This is a genomic window from Gordonia sp. DT218 (assembly GCF_049847105.1).
Taxonomy (GTDB): Bacteria; Actinomycetota; Actinomycetes; order Mycobacteriales; family Mycobacteriaceae; genus Gordonia.
This window is the reverse complement of sequence record NZ_JBNCNS010000010.1, coordinates 40,291-57,450: the sequence shown is the minus strand read 5'-3', so window position 1 is coordinate 57,450 and position 17,160 is coordinate 40,291. Positions and strand designations below refer to the sequence as shown.

General features: G+C 65.7%; 15 protein-coding genes and 1 tRNA gene. 13 read left to right on the top strand and 3 right to left on the bottom strand.

Annotated elements, in window-relative coordinates; translation table 11 throughout:
* Positions 1-225 precede the first annotated feature (225 nt).
* Positions 226-302: transfer RNA gene (locus ACPXCG_RS23720), tRNA-Leu, on the bottom strand.
* A gap of 141 nt (positions 303-443) precedes the next feature.
* On the opposite strand from ACPXCG_RS23720, the gene ACPXCG_RS23715 reads away from it, so the two are divergent.
* The 13 genes from ACPXCG_RS23715 (at position 444) to ACPXCG_RS23655 (ending at position 15,074) form a co-directional block, all read left to right on the top strand.
* Entirely contained in the window at positions 444-1,070 is a 627-nt protein-coding gene (locus ACPXCG_RS23715) for an ANTAR domain-containing response regulator (protein ID WP_425794846.1), read from the top strand.
* Between the two features lie 198 nt (positions 1,071-1,268).
* The gene (locus ACPXCG_RS23710) at positions 1,269-2,501 is read left to right on the top strand and encodes a branched-chain amino acid ABC transporter substrate-binding protein (protein WP_425794845.1); all 1,233 of its coding nucleotides are present in this window, start codon (positions 1,269-1,271) and stop codon (positions 2,499-2,501) included.
* A gap of 83 nt (positions 2,502-2,584) precedes the next feature.
* Positions 2,585-3,625, top strand: a complete 1,041-nt coding sequence (locus ACPXCG_RS23705; RefSeq protein ID WP_425794844.1) for a branched-chain amino acid ABC transporter permease — start codon at positions 2,585-2,587, stop codon at positions 3,623-3,625.
* Positions 3,622-4,851, top strand: coding sequence for a branched-chain amino acid ABC transporter permease (locus ACPXCG_RS23700; RefSeq protein ID WP_425794843.1), 1,230 nt, complete (start codon positions 3,622-3,624; stop codon positions 4,849-4,851). The genes ACPXCG_RS23705 and ACPXCG_RS23700 overlap by 4 nt, the downstream gene beginning before the upstream one ends.
* Positions 4,848-5,822, top strand: a complete 975-nt coding sequence (locus tag ACPXCG_RS23695) for an ABC transporter ATP-binding protein (RefSeq protein WP_425794842.1) — start codon at positions 4,848-4,850, stop codon at positions 5,820-5,822. Before ACPXCG_RS23700 ends, ACPXCG_RS23695 begins: the two co-directional genes overlap by 4 nt.
* Positions 5,806-6,600, top strand: a complete 795-nt coding sequence (locus ACPXCG_RS23690; protein WP_425794840.1) for an ABC transporter ATP-binding protein — start codon at positions 5,806-5,808, stop codon at positions 6,598-6,600. The genes ACPXCG_RS23695 and ACPXCG_RS23690 overlap by 17 nt, the downstream gene beginning before the upstream one ends.
* A gap of 39 nt (positions 6,601-6,639) precedes the next feature.
* Positions 6,640-7,209, top strand: a complete 570-nt coding sequence (locus ACPXCG_RS23685) for a GNAT family N-acetyltransferase (RefSeq protein ID WP_425794838.1) — start codon at positions 6,640-6,642, stop codon at positions 7,207-7,209.
* A 189-nt stretch (positions 7,210-7,398) separates the two neighbouring features.
* On the top strand, positions 7,399-10,143 hold the full coding sequence (gene polA, locus ACPXCG_RS23680) for a DNA polymerase I (protein WP_425794836.1): 2,745 nt from the start codon (positions 7,399-7,401) through the stop codon (positions 10,141-10,143).
* Positions 10,122-11,195 carry an isocitrate/isopropylmalate dehydrogenase family protein gene (locus ACPXCG_RS23675; protein WP_425794835.1) on the top strand — a complete coding sequence of 358 codons (1,074 nt, stop codon included), beginning with the start codon at positions 10,122-10,124 and terminating at the stop codon, positions 11,193-11,195. The genes polA and ACPXCG_RS23675 overlap by 22 nt, the downstream gene beginning before the upstream one ends.
* A 182-nt stretch (positions 11,196-11,377) precedes the next feature.
* Positions 11,378-12,292: an ABC transporter substrate-binding protein gene (locus ACPXCG_RS23670; protein WP_425794834.1), complete on the top strand. Its 915-nt coding sequence runs from the start codon at positions 11,378-11,380 to the stop codon at positions 12,290-12,292.
* Positions 12,293-12,295: 3 nt separating this feature from the next.
* Positions 12,296-13,258: an amino acid ABC transporter permease gene (locus tag ACPXCG_RS23665; RefSeq protein ID WP_425794832.1), complete on the top strand. Its 963-nt coding sequence runs from the start codon at positions 12,296-12,298 to the stop codon at positions 13,256-13,258.
* A complete protein-coding gene (locus ACPXCG_RS23660; protein ID WP_425794830.1) occupies positions 13,245-14,018 on the top strand; it encodes an amino acid ABC transporter ATP-binding protein in 774 nt (257 codons plus the stop codon). The genes ACPXCG_RS23665 and ACPXCG_RS23660 overlap by 14 nt, the downstream gene beginning before the upstream one ends.
* A 138-nt stretch (positions 14,019-14,156) precedes the next feature.
* Positions 14,157-15,074: a hypothetical protein gene (locus ACPXCG_RS23655; protein ID WP_425794829.1), complete on the top strand. Its 918-nt coding sequence runs from the start codon at positions 14,157-14,159 to the stop codon at positions 15,072-15,074.
* Positions 15,075-15,175: 101 nt separating this feature from the next.
* Here the strand turns inward: ACPXCG_RS23655 and ACPXCG_RS23650 are convergent, their stop codons facing one another.
* Positions 15,176-16,030: a class I SAM-dependent methyltransferase gene (locus ACPXCG_RS23650; RefSeq protein WP_425794827.1), complete on the bottom strand. Its 855-nt coding sequence runs from the start codon at positions 16,028-16,030 to the stop codon at positions 15,176-15,178.
* Between the two features lie 5 nt (positions 16,031-16,035).
* A complete protein-coding gene (locus tag ACPXCG_RS23645; RefSeq protein WP_425794826.1) occupies positions 16,036-17,121 on the bottom strand; it encodes a class I SAM-dependent methyltransferase in 1,086 nt (361 codons plus the stop codon).
* Positions 17,122-17,160 lie beyond the last annotated feature (39 nt).

The following is a 17,160-nucleotide window of genomic DNA, read 5'->3' as shown; positions in this document are numbered from 1 at the left end:
GCCGCATCCGGTTCAAAGCTCCACCCGCACCACGCGAAGCCGACGCCCCTCGAGAGACGCCGACACCTCCCACCCGGCCGATGACCCGGGTGGCAGCCAAACACGCCCGCAGACAACAAGAACGAGAACGCAACCGACGGCGACGCGAGCGCGAGGAGGCCGACTGAACGCTGAAGGCACGTATGATTCAACAAACTGAGAAACCCCTGCTGAACAGGGGTTTCTTGGTGCCCTCGGTGAGACTCGAACTCACACTGGACGGGTTTTGAATCCGTTGCCTCTGCCAATTGGGCTACGAGGGCATCTGCAGTCAGCCGGCGTGGCGCGGCTGCCGCGAGAGTCCACTTTAGATGATCGGCCGAGCGACCGGCCACCCGGTACGCTGCTCGCATCAGCGCTTGTAGGTTCGCGCTGGTCGTGGCTAGTTCGAAGCGGAGGAGGGGATGGTGACGGTGGCAGACAGGGCTGCGGATCGGACCGGCGAACAGGCGACAACCCATCGGGTGCTCGTCGCCGAAGACGACTCGCTGATCCGGATGGATCTCATCGAGATGCTCCGTGAAGAGGGCTACGAGGTCGTCGGAGAGGCCCCGAACGGACAGGTCGCGGTCGAGCTGACGGAGAGCCTGACGCCGGACCTGGTGATCATGGACGTGAAGATGCCGGTTCGAGACGGGATCGATGCGGCGTCCGAGATCGCGCAGAAGAAGCTGGCGGCCGTTGTGATGCTGACGGCGTTCAGCCAGCGCGAGTTCATCGAGAAGGCGCGTGACGCCGGTGCGATGGCCTATCTGGTCAAGCCGTTCACCAAGGCCGATCTGGTTCCGGCGATCGAGGTGGCGGTGAGCCGCTACAACGAGGTGGCTGCGCTCGAGAAAGAGGTCGCCACGATGGGCGACCGTCTGGAGACCCGCAAACTGGTCGAACGCGCCAAGGGCCTCCTGATGGAAAAGCAGTCACTCTCAGAGCCCGAGGCGTTCAAGTGGATTCAGCGCGCCGCGATGGACCGTCGCACGACGATGAAGGCGGTCGCTCTGGTGGTCGTCGAGACTCTGGGCCCCGACAGCTGACGGTCACGGCGCCCGCGCCGTTAAATCTGTGAAAACACGCCCCGGGCCATCATGGACGTTTGGCTCCAATCCATCGCGGGCGCCGTGGTTTCGGACTATGTTTTCTCAAGGTCTCCTCAGCAGATCTCTTGGCGCAGTCGATCGGTCCAGAGCGGGTCGACGTCACGCCGGGTGGGTGGGAAGTGAAGAGGTAAGAGAATGCATCGTCGTGTGGCGACAGGTGCTCTCGCGCTGGCGATGGCGAGCGTGCTCGCCGTATCAGCGTGTAGCAGCAAATCCAGCGACTCCGGGACCGAATCCGGTTCCAGCGGTTCGGCTGCCGCGAGTTCCGGTCTCGAGATCGCGCCCCTGGCTCAGATCGACACCCAGGGCAATGAGGTCCAGGGTGCCACAGAGTCGGCAGCCCTCAGTCCGGCCGGTGACGGCCAGGCCCAATGCCCCCAGACGACAATCGCGATGGCGGGCGCTCTGACCGGCGCGGATGCTGCGCTCGGCATCAACATCAAGAACGGTGCGCAGCTCGCGGTCGACGAGCACAACAAGGCGAACCCGAACTGCCAGATCACGCTGAAGCCCTTCGACACCGAGGGTGACCCCCAGAAGGCCACCCAGGTCGCACCTCAGATCGCCAACGACGACGCCATCGTCGGCCTGATCGGTCCCGCCTTCTCCGGTGAGACCAAGGCGACCGGGGGCATCTTCAACCAGGCCGGACTGGTCTCGGTGACCGCCTCCGCCACCAACCCGACCCTCACCGACAACGGTTGGAAGACCTTCTTCCGCGGTCTCGCCAACGACGACGTGCAAGGCCCGGCAGTCGCGAAATACCTGACCGGCACGATGGGCAAGAAGAAGGTCTGTGTCATCAAGGATGACACCGACTACGGTGTCGGACTGGCGAAGGCGATGACCCAATCGCTCGGATCGGCAGCCGACGCCTCCTGCTCCGGCGACGTCAAGAAGGGTGATCGCGAGTTCTCGGCGATCATCTCGAAGGTCACCGCCGCCAACCCGGACGCGATCTTCTATTCGGGTTATTACGCCGAGGCAGCTCCGCTGGCCCAACAGCTGAAGACCGCGGGCTCACAGGCCACCTTCGTCTCGGGTGACGGCGCCAACGACCCGCAGTTCACCGCCCAGGCCGGAGACAGTGCCAAGGGCGCGATCCTCTCGTGCCCGTGCGGTCCCGCACCGTCGCAGTTCAAGAAGGACTACCAGGCGGCCTTCAACCAGGCACCCGGTGTCTACTCGGTCGAGGCCTACGATCTCGCCGCGATCCTGATGAAGGGGATCAACGAGGGCAAGCGCACCCGCCCCGAGCTGCTGTCGTTCGTCCGTAGCTACAAGGGGCCGGGCCTGGCGCGCGAATACCAGTGGAGCCCCACCGGCGAGCTGACGTCCTCGCTGATCTGGGTATACGACGTCAAGTAAGACACAACCATCACGGTGCGTCCGGGCACATCAGCCCGGACGCGCCGTGGTCTGTGGGGGATTCTCGTGGCTGAAAGGCACGCATGATCGTGTACTCGATGGCCGAGACGGCGTCGGTGGCAGCGACCATCAACTTCGATCTAGGCGCGCTCAAGAACGGCTTCTGGGGCCTGACGATCGAGGGGCTCACCTATGGTGCGATCTACGCACTCGTCGCGGTGGGTTACACCCTCGTCTACGGCGTGCTGCGACTGATCAACTTCGCACACTCCGAAGTCTTCATGCTCGGTATGTTCGGCCAGTACATCGGCCTGTTGCTGCTCGGCTTCACCCCGTCGGGCAACACCTACTCCGAGGGCACGGTCATGACAGTCCTCTACCTGCTCTTGGCGGGGCTGTGCGGGATGGCCGTATCGGGTAGTGCCGCGGTCGGTTTGGAGTTCGTCGCCTACCGGCCGCTGCGGAAACGCAAGGCGAAACCGCTCGCCTTTCTGATCACGGCGATCGGTATGTCGTTCGTGTTGCAGGAGTTCGTGCACTACGTGTTGCCGAAGCTGCCCATCGATCCGCCGCTGGGCGGTTCGAGCGCGCAGCCCACGATCCGACTCGTAGAGCCGGTCAAGGAGTTCAGCATCTTCGGGGCGCCCGTCTACAACCTGACGCTGATCATCATCATCTCGGCGTTGGTGTTGGCACTCGGGACCGACTACATGATCAACCGCACGCGACTGGGCCGCGGAATCCAGTCGGTCGCGCAAGATCCCGACGCCGCGTTGCTGATGGGTGTGTCGCGTGAACGCATCATCATGGTCACCTTCCTGATCGGTGGCCTGCTCGCGGGGGCGGCGGCGTTGCTCTACACGCTGCGCGTCCCGACGAACATCGTCTATTACGGCGGTTTCATCCTCGGTATCAAGGCGTTCTGTGCCGCGGTCCTCGGCGGCATCGGAAACGTGCGGGGTGCGCTGGTCGGCGGACTTCTGCTCGGTGTCATGGAAAACTATGGATCGGTGGTGCTCGGCAACCAGTGGCGGGACGTCGTCGCCTTCGTCCTGCTCATCCTGGTGCTGATGTTCCGCCCGACGGGCATCCTCGGTGAGAAGCTCGGGAAGGCACGGGTATGACGACTCAGCAGCCCGCAGGCGCCTCGGTGCCCGACGACCCGAACGCGCCCCCACCTCGTGGTGTCGGCGATGCGATCCGGACCTGGTGGAATGGCTTACCCCGCGTCATGCAATGGCTCGTGGGCGTGCCCGCGATCATCGTGATCGGCCTGCTCCCCGTCGTCAATCCGCCGCTGATCACCACCACGGCAACCGATTTCGGTGTGGTCATGGCGACCTTCGCGATGACCGCTCTGATCGCCATCGGCCTGAATGTGGTGGTCGGGCAGACTGGCCTGCTCGACCTCGGATACGTCGGCTTCTACGCGGTCGGCGCCTACGTCGTGGCGCTGATGACGAGCCCCGCCAGCCCGCTGTGGAACAGCATCGATCACGGGATCTTCTCCGGGCCGTGGGGATGGCTGGCCTGCGTGCCGTTGGCCATCATCATCACGGGGCTCACCGGCGTCATCCTGGGCACCCCGACGCTGCGTGTCCGCGGTGACTACCTCGCCATCGTCACCCTCGGTTTCGGTGAGATCGTCCGGCTCCTCGCCGACAATCTCGGCGACGTCACCAACGGGGCCTCCGGGCTGCAGGGCGTGCTGTTCCCCGAGGTCGGACAGAACGACACCCACCCCGACGGCGTGTTCTCGAGCGCCAACAACGCCGGCACCCTGAACTACGGCGTGTGGTGGTACTGGCTGGGCATCGCACTCGTGATCCTGGTCCTCATCATCATCGGCAATCTCGAACGCAGTCGGGTCGGCCGCTCATGGGTGGCGATCCGCGAAGACGAGGACGCCGCCGAGATGATGGGCGTGCCGACCTTCAAATACAAGCTCTGGGCCTTCGTCATCGGTGCAGGGATCGGCGGCCTCTCGGGTGCCGTCTACGCCGGCCAGGTGCAGTACGTCGACCCGAAGGCATTCACGGTCATCAACTCGATGCTCTTCCTGTGTGCGGTGGTCCTGGGCGGGCAGGGCAATAAACTCGGCGTGATCGCCGGGGCATTCCTGGTCGTCTACCTGCCCGCACGCGTCCAGGGGGTCGAGATCGGCGGCCAGTCGCTCAGCGAGTTCAAGTACCTGTTCTTCGGGATCGCACTCGTGGTGTTGATGGTCTTCCGCCCGCAGGGACTGTTCCCGGCCAGAGCCCGGTTGATCACCTTCGGCCGGCGGATCTACGGAGCGGTGAAACGTGCGCCGAGCAGTGGGCGGACCCGCGGTGAGGAGGTGGAGGCGTGAGCAGGCACCGTGAGCCCGACGACCCGGGAACGGGCGCAGGCGGTGTCCCGGACCATGACGAGCAGATCGCTGAGGCCGTCGCGGACCCGTCGGCCACCGCCATCGTCGATCCGGCAGCCATCGACCCCGACCTAGCCGATCCCGAAGCGGTCGCCGAGGCTGTTGCGCCCCAACGTGACATCGCCACCGCGACCGGCGAATCGCTGCTCGAGGTCAAGGGCCTGACCGTCGAGTTCGGTGGCCTCGCGGCCCTCGACGACGTCACCTTCGACATCAAGCGCGGCGAGATCCTGGGCCTCATCGGCCCGAACGGGGCCGGTAAGACCACCTGCTTCAACGCGATCACCGGGGTCTATCGGCCGACCCGTGGCACGGTCACCTTCGACGGCGCGCCGCTCGGGAAGATGAAGCAGCACAAGATCACCCGACGTGGCATCGCCCGCACCTTCCAGAATGTCCGGCTGTGGGGGGAGATGACCGCGCTCGAGAACGTCTGCGTCGGTACCGATGCCCGGCACAAGACGTCGGTGGTCGGTGGCATCTTCCGCACTCCCCGCCACTACCGGGAAGAACGCGATGCCGTGGACCGCGGCATGGCGCTGCTCGAGTTCGTCGGCATCGGACCGAGGGCCGCGGAGAAGGCATCCAATCTGCCGTATGGCGACCAGCGGCGCCTCGAGATCGCCCGGGCGATGGCGACGGAGCCCAAATTGCTCTGCCTCGACGAACCGGCCGCCGGATTCAACCCCAGCGAAAAGACCGCCTTGATGGGGCTGATCCAGAAGATCCGCGACGACGGGTACACGGTGCTCCTCATCGAGCACGACATGCGTCTGGTGATGGGGGTGACCGACCGTATCGTCGTCTTGGAGTTCGGTCGCAAGATCGCCGACGGGTCACCGCGGGAAGTCCGCGACAACCCGGCCGTCGTTGCCGCCTACCTGGGAGTCCCCGATGACGAATCCGCCTGAGTCCACCCCGCCTGAATCCACCTCGCCGGGGGACACCCCGGATGCGCCGTCGACGTCGACCCCGGTCCTCGAACTACGCGATGTGGTGATCCATTACGGACGGATCCGGGCACTGCACGGCATCTCGCTGCATGTGGGCGCCGGGGAGTTGGTCACGCTGCTGGGGGCGAACGGTGCCGGCAAGTCGACCACGATGCGGGGCATCTCCGGACTCAATCGACTGACCGAAGGTGACATTCTCTTCGACGGTGAGTCGATCGCCGGCCTCGCAGCGCACCAGCGGGTCAAGCGCGGCATCATCCAGGTGCCCGAGGGACGTCGGATATTCCCCGGGATGACGGTGCTGGAGAACCTCGACATGGGTTGCTATGGCCGGAAGTTCACTTCCAAGGCGGCCTATCAGGAGTCGCTCGAACACGTCTTCGATCTCTTCCCGAGACTCGGCGAGCGCCGGAAACAGTTCGGCGGCACCATGTCCGGCGGTGAGCAACAGATGCTGGCGATCGGTCGCGCGCTGATGGCCCGGCCCAAACTGCTGCTGCTCGACGAGCCGTCGATGGGGTTGGCGCCGATGGTGATCCAGCAGATCTTCCGCATCATCGCGCAGATCAACTCCGAGGGCACCACCATCCTGCTGGTCGAGCAGAATGCCCAGCAGGCACTGAGTAGGTCGACGCGCGGCTACATCCTGGAGACGGGCGTGATCACGAAGGAGGGCGAGGGCAAAGACCTCCTCGTCGACGACGCGGTGCGTGAGGCATATCTGGGTGTCGCCTGACCCTGTCGGCGACGACGGCACATCGTCTAGGCTCGGCCCATGCCGGCCATCGCAGTCACATCGAGTCACGACCGGGACCTGGTGAGTTCGCTGCTCGCGCAGGCCTTCGTGGAGGATCCGGTAATCCGCTGGCTGCGCCCCGACGCGAGGCACGACAAGCAGATCTTCCATACCTTGCTGCGATGGGTCCACGGCGACGCGGCGTCGATCGATCTGGCGACGCGCGACGGGGTCCCGATCGGTGCCGCGGTATGGGACGCGCCCGGCCATCGTCTGACTACCACCCAACAGATCGGTTCGGTCGTGGGGTTCGTCCGAGCGCTGCGCGGGCGGATCCGTTACGGCTCGATCCTGGAGCAGGAGTTCGGCAAGCTACGTCCCAAGGAACCGCACTGGTACCTGGGTCAGGTCGGTGCCGCGGTCAAGGGCGTCGGGGTCGGGAGTGCACTGCTGACCGCAGGACTGGACCGCGTCGACGCACCTGCCTACCTGGAGAGTTCGAACGAGGCCAACATCCCGCTCTATGAGCGATACGGATTCGTGGTCACCACCGAGGTCACGTTGCCCTACGGCGGTCCGACGGTCTGGCCGATGTATCGGCGAGGCTGAACATCCATGCCGAGTGCGTAGTCACCCGCGCACGCAACCAACCGCGCACCCAGCAAACAACCGCGCGTGTCGCGACCTGCGCGGATGCGCAGTGGGTGCGCGCCTTCGTGATCTTGTCGGCGCCGCCGGGGTATCGACGCGGCCGAACACCCCCTCGAGCTGTCGGGCGGTGTCACTAGACTCGCTGGGGTGAGTCCCGCGAAGAGTTCGACCGCCCCCGCGAAAACCTCGTCAGGGAAGGAACGCAAGCCGGTCCTGATGCTGCTCGACGGACACTCGTTGGCTTATCGGGCGTTCTTCGCGCTCCCGGCCGAGAACTTCAAGACGGCGACCGGTCAGACCACCAACGCCGTCTACGGCTTCACGTCGATGCTGATCAACCTGCTGCGCGACGAGGAGCCGACCCACGTCGCCGCGGCCTTCGACGTGTCACGCAAGACGTTCCGCTCCGAGATGTTCCCCGAGTACAAGGCCCAGCGTTCGAAGTCCCCGGACGAGTTCAACGGGCAGGTCGACCTCACGAAGGAGGTTCTCGGCGCACTGGGTATCCCGGTGATGGCCATCGACGGTTACGAGGCCGACGACATCATTGCGACGCTGGCGACACAGGCCGAGGCCGAGGGCTACCAGGTCCTGGTGGTGACCGGAGACCGTGATTCGCTGCAGCTCGTCGACGATTCGGTGACGGTTCTCTACCCGAAGAAGGGCGTCTCGGAACTGACCCGGTTCACCCCGGACGAGGTCGAGAAGAAGTACGGCCTCACCCCCACGCAGTACCCCGACTACGCGGCGCTCCGCGGCGATCCCAGTGACAATCTGCCCGGCATCCCCGGCGTGGGGGAGAAGACCGCGTCGAAGTGGATTCGCGAATACGGGTCGCTGGCCTCTCTGGTCGACCACGTCGACGAGGTGAAGGGGAAGGTCGGTGACGCGTTGCGCGCCCACCTGGCCTCGGTGCAGACCAACCGACAACTCACCGAACTCGTGCGCGACATGCAGCTTCCCGCCCGACCCGACGAACTGGCGATGGTCGGCTGGGACCGCGATCGTATCCATCAGCTGTTCGACGACCTCGAATTCCGCGTTCTCCGCGACCGGTTGTTCTCGACGTTGAGTTCGGTTGAGCCCGAGGCGGAATCGGGTTTCGACCTCGACGGGACCATCCTCGGTGCGGGCGAGATCCGCGCATGGTTGGACGAGCACACCACGACCGGGCGCAGCGGCGTGGCCGTGACGTCGCCACACCAGGTGGTGGGCGCCGATGCCACCGGCATCGCCGTCGCCGCCGCCGACGGGACATCGGCCTACCTGGATGTCACCGTGCTCGACGCCGACGACGAGCAGGCGCTGGGGGCGTGGCTCGCAGACACCGATCGGCCCAAGGCGCTGCATGAGGTGAAGTGGGCGATCCACGCCGTACGGGCGCGCGGCTGGACTCTCGCGGGCGTCACCAGCGACACCTCGCTGGCGGCCTATCTCGTCCGCCCCGGGCAGCGCACCTTCAATCTCGACGACCTCACCCTGCGCTATCTGCGTCGCGAACTCCGCGACGACGCGGCACCCGACGACGGGCAGATGTCACTGCTCGACGAGGACGCAGGCGATGCCAAGCACGCCGAGCATCAGATGCTGGAGGCGCGGGCGGTCGCCGAACTCGCCGACACCCTGGATACCGAGCTCGAGCAGATCGATTCGAAGCCGCTGCTGACCGAGATGGAGCTGCCGCTGCTGTTCGTGCTCGCCCAGCTCGAGGCGGCCGGGATCGCGGTGGACGTCGACCACTTCGGTGAGCTGGAAAGTGACTTCGCCCAACGCATCCGCACCGCGGCCGACGCCGCATACGACGTGATCGGCGAGCAGATCAATCTCGGTTCGCCCAAGCAGTTGCAGACGGTGCTGTTCGACAAGCTCGACATGCCGAAGACCAAGAAGACCAAGACCGGCTACACCACCGACGCAGACGCACTGCAGAGCCTGTACGAGAAGACCGAGCATCCCTTCCTCGCGCATCTGCTCGAGCACCGTGACGCGACCCGGTTGAAGGTCACCGTCGACGGTCTCCTCAAATCCGTGGCCGACGACGGACGCGTCCACACGACGTTCAACCAGACCGTCGCCGCGACGGGCCGGCTGTCGTCGACCGAGCCCAACCTGCAGAACATCCCGGTCCGGACCGAGGCGGGGCGGCAGATCCGCAAGGGTTTCATCGTCGGCGCCGATTCCGCGGGTACCGGCTACGACTGTCTGATGACCGCGGACTACAGCCAGATCGAGATGCGCATCATGGCGCATCTCTCGGAGGACGCCGGGCTGATCGAGGCCTTCAACACCGGCGAGGATCTGCACAACTTCGTGGGATCGCGGGCGTTCGGGGTGCCGATCGACGAGGTCACCACCGAGATGCGCCACCGGGTCAAGGCGATGTCGTACGGCCTCGCATACGGGCTCAGTGCGTTCGGTCTCGCCGCACAGTTGAAGATCAGCCGCGACGACGCCAAGGAACAGATGGAGGCGTACTTCGCGCGGTTCGGTGGTGTCCGTGACTACCTCCACGACGTCGTCGCCGAGGCCCGGCGCAACGAGTACACGGCCACGTTGTTCGGCCGGCGTCGGTATCTGCCGGATCTCAACAGCGACAACTGGCAACGGCGTCAGTCCGCGGAGCGGATGGCGCTCAACGCTCCCATCCAGGGCACCGCGGCCGACATCATCAAGGTCGCGATGATCAACGTCTACGGACGTCTCGAGCGTGAGGAACTGCGGTCGCGCGTGCTCCTGCAGGTCCACGACGAACTGGTCGTCGAGGTTGCCGAGGGTGAACGCGACGCGATCGAGGCTGTCGTCCGCGAGGAGATGGGCAGCGCGATCACTCTGTCTGTCCCACTGGAGGTCTCGGTCGGGTTCGGTCGTTCATGGGACGACGCGGCGCACTGATGACCCGCATCGGGGTGTTGACCGGCGACGGCATCGGACCCGAGATCGTGCCGGCTGCCATCGCAGTCGCCGACGCCGCAGCCGGTGCCGAGGGCATCGGTGTCGAGTGGGTCGACCTGCCCTTCGGGCGCACCGCGATCGACAGTCACGACAACCCGGTTCCCGACGAGACATTGTGCGCTCTCGACGATCTCGACCTGTGGGTGATGGGACCGCACGACTCCGCGAGCTATCCGGCACCGCACTCCGAGCGAACTCCCGGCGCAGTGATCCGGTCCCGCTACGAGCTGTTCGCCAATCTTCGGCCTGCGCGTGCCTTCCGTGGAGTGCGTGCCACCGCGAGGGACATCGACGTGCTGATCGTCCGGGAGAACACCGAAGGGCTCTATGCCGACCGCAACATGTTCGCCGGCAGCGGTGAGTTCATGCCAACGCCCGACGTGGCGCTCGCGGTCGGGATGATCACGCGAAAAGCATCGGAACGGATCGCCCGGATGGCCTTCGAAGCGGCGTGCGAGCGGTCGTCGCACGTGACGATCGTGCACAAGGCAAATGTCCTGCGGCTCACCACAGGACTCTTTCGCGACGTGTGTCGGGAGGTGGCCGCCGACTTCCCCGATGTGGTCGTCGACGAACAGCACGTCGACGCGATGGCCGCGCACCTCGTCCGTCGCCCATCCGACTTCGACGTGATCGTCACCGAGAATCTCTTCGGCGACATCCTTTCTGATCTTGCGGGCGAGCTGGCCGGCTCGCTGGGCCTGGCTGCGTCGGTGAACTGTTCGGACACCAAGGTGATGGCACAGGCCACGCACGGCGCGGCCCCTGACATCGCCGGCCGCGGGCTGGCGAACCCGGTCGCCATGATCCTGTCGACGGCAATGGCGGTGCGCAGACATGGAGTCGCGTCATCCGATGGTGGGCTCGTCGCGGTGGCGGGCCGGATGGAAGCGGCGGTCGCCGACACACTCGCGCAGTCGACGGCCACGGCAGATCTCGGCGGCACGGCGAGGACCCGTGAGTTCACGGAAGCAGTTGTCGAGCGGGTCTGAGGTCCAGCTCCCATTCGCGTGATCGCGTGGCCTCACCCGGGCATCCGGTAAATCTCTGGTAACTAGCCGGTGGATCGGCTGGGTAGCCATTAAGTTCGTCATGTGCGTCGACGACGGCCGCCTGTGCCGTCGTGCGCCGAACATGCAGATGCATGGAGAATTGTGAACAGATGGGGTGTCTGATGCGTTTTCTGCGATCGTCCCGACTGGGTGGAGTGTTGGTAGCACTCTTCGCGGTCCTGGCTCTCGCCCTGGCGGGGTGTTCCAACAACGAGGATTCCGAGTCGTCGGGTCCGGCGTCGTCGTCGGCGAAGGTGGAGGCGGCCAAGGTCCAGGAGATCGCCGACATGGTGCCCGACAAGATCAAGCAGTCCGGCCAGCTGATCGTCGGCGTCAACGTGCCCTACCAGCCCAACGAGTTCAAGGACCCCAGCGGCAACATCGTCGGCTACGACGTCGATCTGATGAACGCGATCGGCGGCGTCCTCGGCCTGAGCCCGGTGTTCAAGGAAGCCGACTTCGACAAGATCATCCCGGCCGTGCAGCAGGGTACGTACAACGTGGGCATGTCGTCGTTCACCGACAGCAAGGAGCGCGAGAAGCAGGTCGACTTCGTGACCTACTACAGCGCGGGCATCCAGTGGGCCCAGCAGAAGGGCGGGTCCATCGATCCGAACAACGCGTGCGGAAAGCGTGTCGCCGTGCAGTCGACCACCGTCGAGGACACCGACGAGGTCCCTGCCAAGATCAAGGCGTGCACCGACGCGGGTAAGCCCGCCATCCAGAAGGTCAAGTTCGATTCGCAGGACGAGGCCGTCAACGCGCTGGTGCTGGGCAAGGTCGACGCGATGTCCGCGGATTCGCCGGTGACCGCCTATGCGATCAAGCGATCCGACGGCGCACTCGAGCCCGCCGGCGGAGTCTTCGAATCTGCTCCGTACGGCTACCCGGTGGCCAAGGGATCGCCGCTCGCCGAGGCGCTGCGCCAGGCCGTCCAGCACCTGATCGACAACGGTCAGTACAAGCAGATCGCCGAGAACTGGGGCGTGCAGTCGGGCACCATCCCGAACGCGGTGATCAACGGCGCGGTCAGCTAGGCAGTGAGCTCTCCGTCCACGGGTCCGCAACCGACGGGGGCCGACCCCACCGATCCGGACCCGATCAAGGCTGTGCCCCTGCGTCATCCCGGTCAGTGGGCCGCCGCGGCGATCGTCCTGGTGGTGGCCGCGCTGTTCGTCTACGGCGCGGCCACCAACGCGGCATACGCGTGGGACACCTATGCCAAGTACCTGTTCGACACACGCATACTGTCCGGAGTCTGGTACACGCTCGCGCTGACCGTGCTCGCGATGCTCATAGCGATCATCTTGGGTGTCCTGCTGGCGATCATGCGACTGTCCCCGAACCCGGTACTCCGGTACACCGCGTGGGTCTACCTATGGGTGTTCCGAGGAACGCCGGTGTACGTGCAGTTGGTGTTCTGGGGACTGTTCCCGTCGATCTACAAGCAGATCGACCTGGGTGTCCCGTTCGTGTACCAGTTCGCGCACTTCGACATCCAGTCGCTCAACGCCGCCTTCACCTTCGCGATGATCGGTCTCGCCCTCAACGAAGCCGCCTACATGGCCGAGATCGTCCGGGCCGGTGTGTCCTCGGTCGGCGAGGGACAGTCCGAGGCATCGGTTGCGCTGGGCATGTCGTGGGCCCAGACGATGCGTCGGACCGTGCTGCCCCAGGCAATGCGTGTGATCATCCCGCCCACCGGCAACGAGGTGATCAGCATGCTCAAGACGACCAGCCTCGTGGCGGCGGTGCCGTTCACCGGTGAGGTCTACGGTCGCGCCCGCGACATCTCGGGCGTCAACTTCCAGCCGATCCCGCTGCTGATGGTGGCGTCGACCTGGTATCTGATCGTGACGAGCGTGTTGATGGTCGGCCAGTACTACCTGGAGCGCTATTACTCGAAGGGGGCGAGCAAACAGATGACCGCCCGGCAGCTGAAGGCCATGGCCGCCGTGCAGAATGCGCCGATCGTGGATGGGGAGAGCGATGAGCGTCGTTGAGCGCCCGATGGTGCAGGCGGACCGGGTCTGCAAGAACTTCGGTTCGCTGCAGGTCCTCAAGGGCATCACGTTGGAGGTCGGCCGCGGTGAGGTGCTCTGCCTCATCGGGCCGTCGGGCTCCGGGAAGTCGACGTTCCTGCGATGTGTCAATCATCTCGAGGTCGTCAATGCGGGCCGACTCTACGTCGACGGGGATCTCATCGGCTATCAAGAGCGCGGTGACAAGCTCCACGAGATGAGTCCGAAAGATGCCGCCAAGCAGCGCCGCGACATCGGCATGGTGTTCCAGCATTTCAACCTGTTTCCACATCGGACCGCGTTGGAGAACGTGATCGAGGCGCCGACGCAGGTGAAGAAGCAGAGCAAGAAGGACGCCATCGAGCGGGCGCGATATCTGCTCGACCGGGTCGGTTTGTCGGAGAAGGCAGACACCTACCCGGCGCAGCTGTCGGGCGGACAGCAACAACGCGTCGCGATCGCCCGTGCGTTGGCCATGGAGCCGAAGCTCATGCTGTTCGACGAGCCGACCTCGGCGTTGGATCCGGAGCTCGTCGGGGAGGTGCTGGGCGTGATGCGCGAGTTGGCCGCCACCGGCATGACGATGGTGGTGGTGACCCACGAGATGGGCTTCGCGCGGGAGGTCGCCGACCAGTTGGTGTTCATGGACGCCGGTGTCGTGGTGGAACAGGGTGTTCCCCGGGAAGTGCTGTCGAATCCGCAGCACGAGCGGACGAAGGGATTCCTGTCGAAGTTGTTGTGAGCGTTGCGTGTTGGACGTCAGCCACCTCGAATCAGTGACACCACCCTGGATCCGAACCAAGGTGGTGTCACGGATTCGAGGTGGCGAGTTCGCGGCGCTTCCGGGGAGCCGGACGGCCCAGCGCTGCGTCCAATCACCATGAGCGATCTCTTCCATATCGAGCAGGCACTGACCCGTCAGGAGCTGGCCGCGCGTGGCCACACCGAATACGACGTCCGGCGTGCAGTCGAGGCAGGCCACCTCGAGTCGCTGGCTCGGGGCGTGTTCATCACGCCGACCTTCCTCGACGGTAGCCGTGAGCAACGACATCGGGAGGTCGCGATCGCCCGCCTGCGGACGGCCCGGCGTCCCGGCCGAGCCTTGGCGGCCGTATCCGGTGCGTCGGTCCTCGGCCTTCCGGTGTGGGGGCTGGACACGCGCCAAGTCGTCATGGTGGACCAGACCCGATCGCCCGGTTCCCGTTCCTCCGGCGCGGTCAGGCTCGTGACGGACGGACGTCCCCCGGCGACAACCGTCGTCGCCGGGGTGCTGGTGACATCACCGGCGCGCACAGTGGTCGACATCGCCCGCACGTCGAATCGGGTCCCGGCGATCGCCGTCGGAGACGCCGCGCTGCACGCCGGACTGTGCAGCGTCGACGAACTGCAGAACGAACTCGACCTCATCTCGAAGATGACCGGGGCGGCCCGAGCGCGGCTGGTGGTGTCGGAGCTCAACGGACTCGCCGAATCCGTATTGGAGTCACGCAGCCGGATCGAGCTCGTCGATCGCGGTCTGCCGATGCCCGAATTGCAGGTCAACCTGTACGACAACTGGGGGCGGTGGATCGCTCGCGTCGACTTCTACTGGCGTGAGCATCGGACCGTCGGCGAGGCCGATGGCGAGTCGAAGTATTCCGGACTGAGCGGAGTTGCGGTGTTGCGCAAAGAGAAAGGCCGCTCCGACGCGATCGTCGAGGCAGGTAACCGGGCGATCCACTGGGGATGGTCGGACGTCGACGAAGCGGACGGGCTCGCTGCCCGGGTCCGGCGGCTGATCGCACCGGCGGCCGCCTGAACATCCACCAGGACTCGGTTACACCACCTTGGTTCGGAACCAGGGTGGTGTCATCGAGGCGAGGTGGCTGCGGCCGAGGCACACGCCTGACCCGCCGTCAGCTACGGCTTACGACAACAGAAGATCGCGGTCCCCGGGAAGTACTGACCACGGAAAGGACTCCACTGGCCCCACTCCTTGTCGAATCCCTCGGGCCATTCCGGTTCCACGATGTCGTCGAGAAGCAGACCGGCGGAACGGATCTCGCGTACCCGGTCGCCGACTGTCCGGTGGTGTTCGACGTAGGTGATCGACCCGGTGTCGTCGGCCTCCGTGTAAGGCGTGCGATCGAAGTACGGGATGTGCACGACGAGCCCGTCGGGGCCCGGGTCATCGAGGAACATCCAGCGCATCGGGTGATTGACAGCGAACACCCATCGCCCACCGGGCCGTAGGACCCGGGCCACCTCGGCCATCACCCCGGCCGAATCCGCGACGAACGGAACAGCGCCGAACGCCGAACACACGACGTCGAAGGATTCGCCGGCGAACGGCAGCGACTCGGCCGTCGCCTGGACGAGTGGAACGTGCATTCCGTCGGCGGCCATCGCGGCCAGCCCGATGCCGAGCATCCGTCGGGACAGGTCGACCCCGACCACCCGAGCGCCCTGCGATCCGAGCCATCGGGAGCAGGGCGCCGAACCGCAGCCCACCTCGAGGATGTCGCGGCCGGCGACGTCGCCGAGCAGTCCGACGTCGGCTTCGCGGAGACCCTCTGGGCACCAGACGAAATCACCACCGGCGGCGAAGGTGCCCAGGAAATCGCCGTGCTCGGCGTGGTAGTTCTCGGCATCGTGGTCCCACCACCACCGGTTCGCGCGGTCACTTGTCGTCGAATCGACGCTGCCCAGCACACGCGGGGGTCGTGCCCCGCTCGGCTGGGCTGAATCCGATCGGCCGGGTTCGTCCTCGATCATCGGCCTCAGTGTGTCACGAGTTCGTAGAACCTGAAGAAGCTGAAGTTCTCGATCGGGAGGACGTCCACCCGAGTGAACCCGGCCTCGCGTGCGTAGGACGTCAGCGTCGACCGTCTCATCACGGTCCCCGTCGCCGCCGAGGGTGGCGAGCTCATCGAATCGGGCAGGCACACGAACAGCGAGAACCCGTACATGATCTTGTCCAGATCCTCTGCGGGACCGGCGAATTCATCCGACACTGCTTCGTCCATGACGACCATCGACCCACCCGGCGCAAGCGAAGCACGAGCTGCCGACAACACCTCCACAGGACGGGGCATGTCATGCAGGCACTCGAAGGCGAAAGCGGCATCGAAGGGGCCCCGGGCGGACGCGTCCGCGCCGTCGGCGAGCAGGAACTCCACCCGATCCGCGACACCCGCATCGGATGCGGTGCGGCGGGCCATCTCCACCGATTCCGCGTCGATGTCGAGTCCGACGAACGTTGCCTCAGGATAGGCATTCGCGAGCGCGACGGTGGAGTGTCCGCCGCCGAACCCGATGTCGGCGATCCGCGCACCCGGCCGCGACAGCCGGCTGTGCAGGTGTTCGACACCGGCCAGCGCGGGTGCGAGTTGCCGGTCGAACCACGGCCGGTTCATCCCGGCCTGGGATTCGCGCGCGTCCACGCCGAGTCGCTCCCAGCTGACCCCGCCGCCGGTGCGATAGGCGTCCAGCAACTCGGGCAGGTGAGTGAACGAGGCCGCGAACATCTGGGGGAGCGTGCCCAGAAACGAGAGGCTGGAGGTGTCGGTGAGGACCTCGGCGACTCCCGGCGAGATCGAGAACCGCACGGGGTCGGCACCCAGGTCGGCGTCGAGGATGCCGAACGCGGCCTGCATCTCCACCCATTCCTGCGCGTAGCGCGGGTGCGTGTCGCTGTGCTCGGCGAGTTCGTCGGGGGTGAGGGGGCCGTGCTCGACGAGGGTGGCGTACCAGCCGAGCCGATCACCCAGGTAGACGCTCATCGTCTCCGCGGTTGCCAGCGCCGAGGCGAACAGACGTCCCGCGAACTCGTCGGCGGTGACGACGTTCCGCGGTGATGTGGTCATGCATCAATGATGCGCCGGTGCCGCCGACGAGGGCCAGCA

Coding starts and splice junctions, on each gene's coding strand:
- ACPXCG_RS23715 (WP_425794846.1), top strand. CDS start 444: ATGGTGACGGTGGCAGACAGGGCTGCGGATCGGACCGGCGAACAGGCG.
- ACPXCG_RS23710 (WP_425794845.1), top strand. CDS start 1,269: ATGCATCGTCGTGTGGCGACAGGTGCTCTCGCGCTGGCGATGGCGAGC.
- ACPXCG_RS23705 (WP_425794844.1), top strand. CDS start 2,585: ATGATCGTGTACTCGATGGCCGAGACGGCGTCGGTGGCAGCGACCATC.
- ACPXCG_RS23700 (WP_425794843.1), top strand. CDS start 3,622: ATGACGACTCAGCAGCCCGCAGGCGCCTCGGTGCCCGACGACCCGAAC.
- ACPXCG_RS23690 (WP_425794840.1), top strand. CDS start 5,806: ATGACGAATCCGCCTGAGTCCACCCCGCCTGAATCCACCTCGCCGGGG.
- ACPXCG_RS23685 (WP_425794838.1), top strand. CDS start 6,640: ATGCCGGCCATCGCAGTCACATCGAGTCACGACCGGGACCTGGTGAGT.
- ACPXCG_RS23675 (WP_425794835.1), top strand. CDS start 10,122: ATGGGACGACGCGGCGCACTGATGACCCGCATCGGGGTGTTGACCGGC.
- ACPXCG_RS23670 (WP_425794834.1), top strand. CDS start 11,378: ATGCGTTTTCTGCGATCGTCCCGACTGGGTGGAGTGTTGGTAGCACTC.
- ACPXCG_RS23660 (WP_425794830.1), top strand. CDS start 13,245: ATGAGCGTCGTTGAGCGCCCGATGGTGCAGGCGGACCGGGTCTGCAAG.
- ACPXCG_RS23655 (WP_425794829.1), top strand. CDS start 14,157: ATGAGCGATCTCTTCCATATCGAGCAGGCACTGACCCGTCAGGAGCTG.
- ACPXCG_RS23650 (WP_425794827.1), bottom strand. CDS start 16,030: ATGATCGAGGACGAACCCGGCCGATCGGATTCAGCCCAGCCGAGCGGG.
- ACPXCG_RS23645 (WP_425794826.1), bottom strand. CDS start 17,121: ATGACCACATCACCGCGGAACGTCGTCACCGCCGACGAGTTCGCGGGA.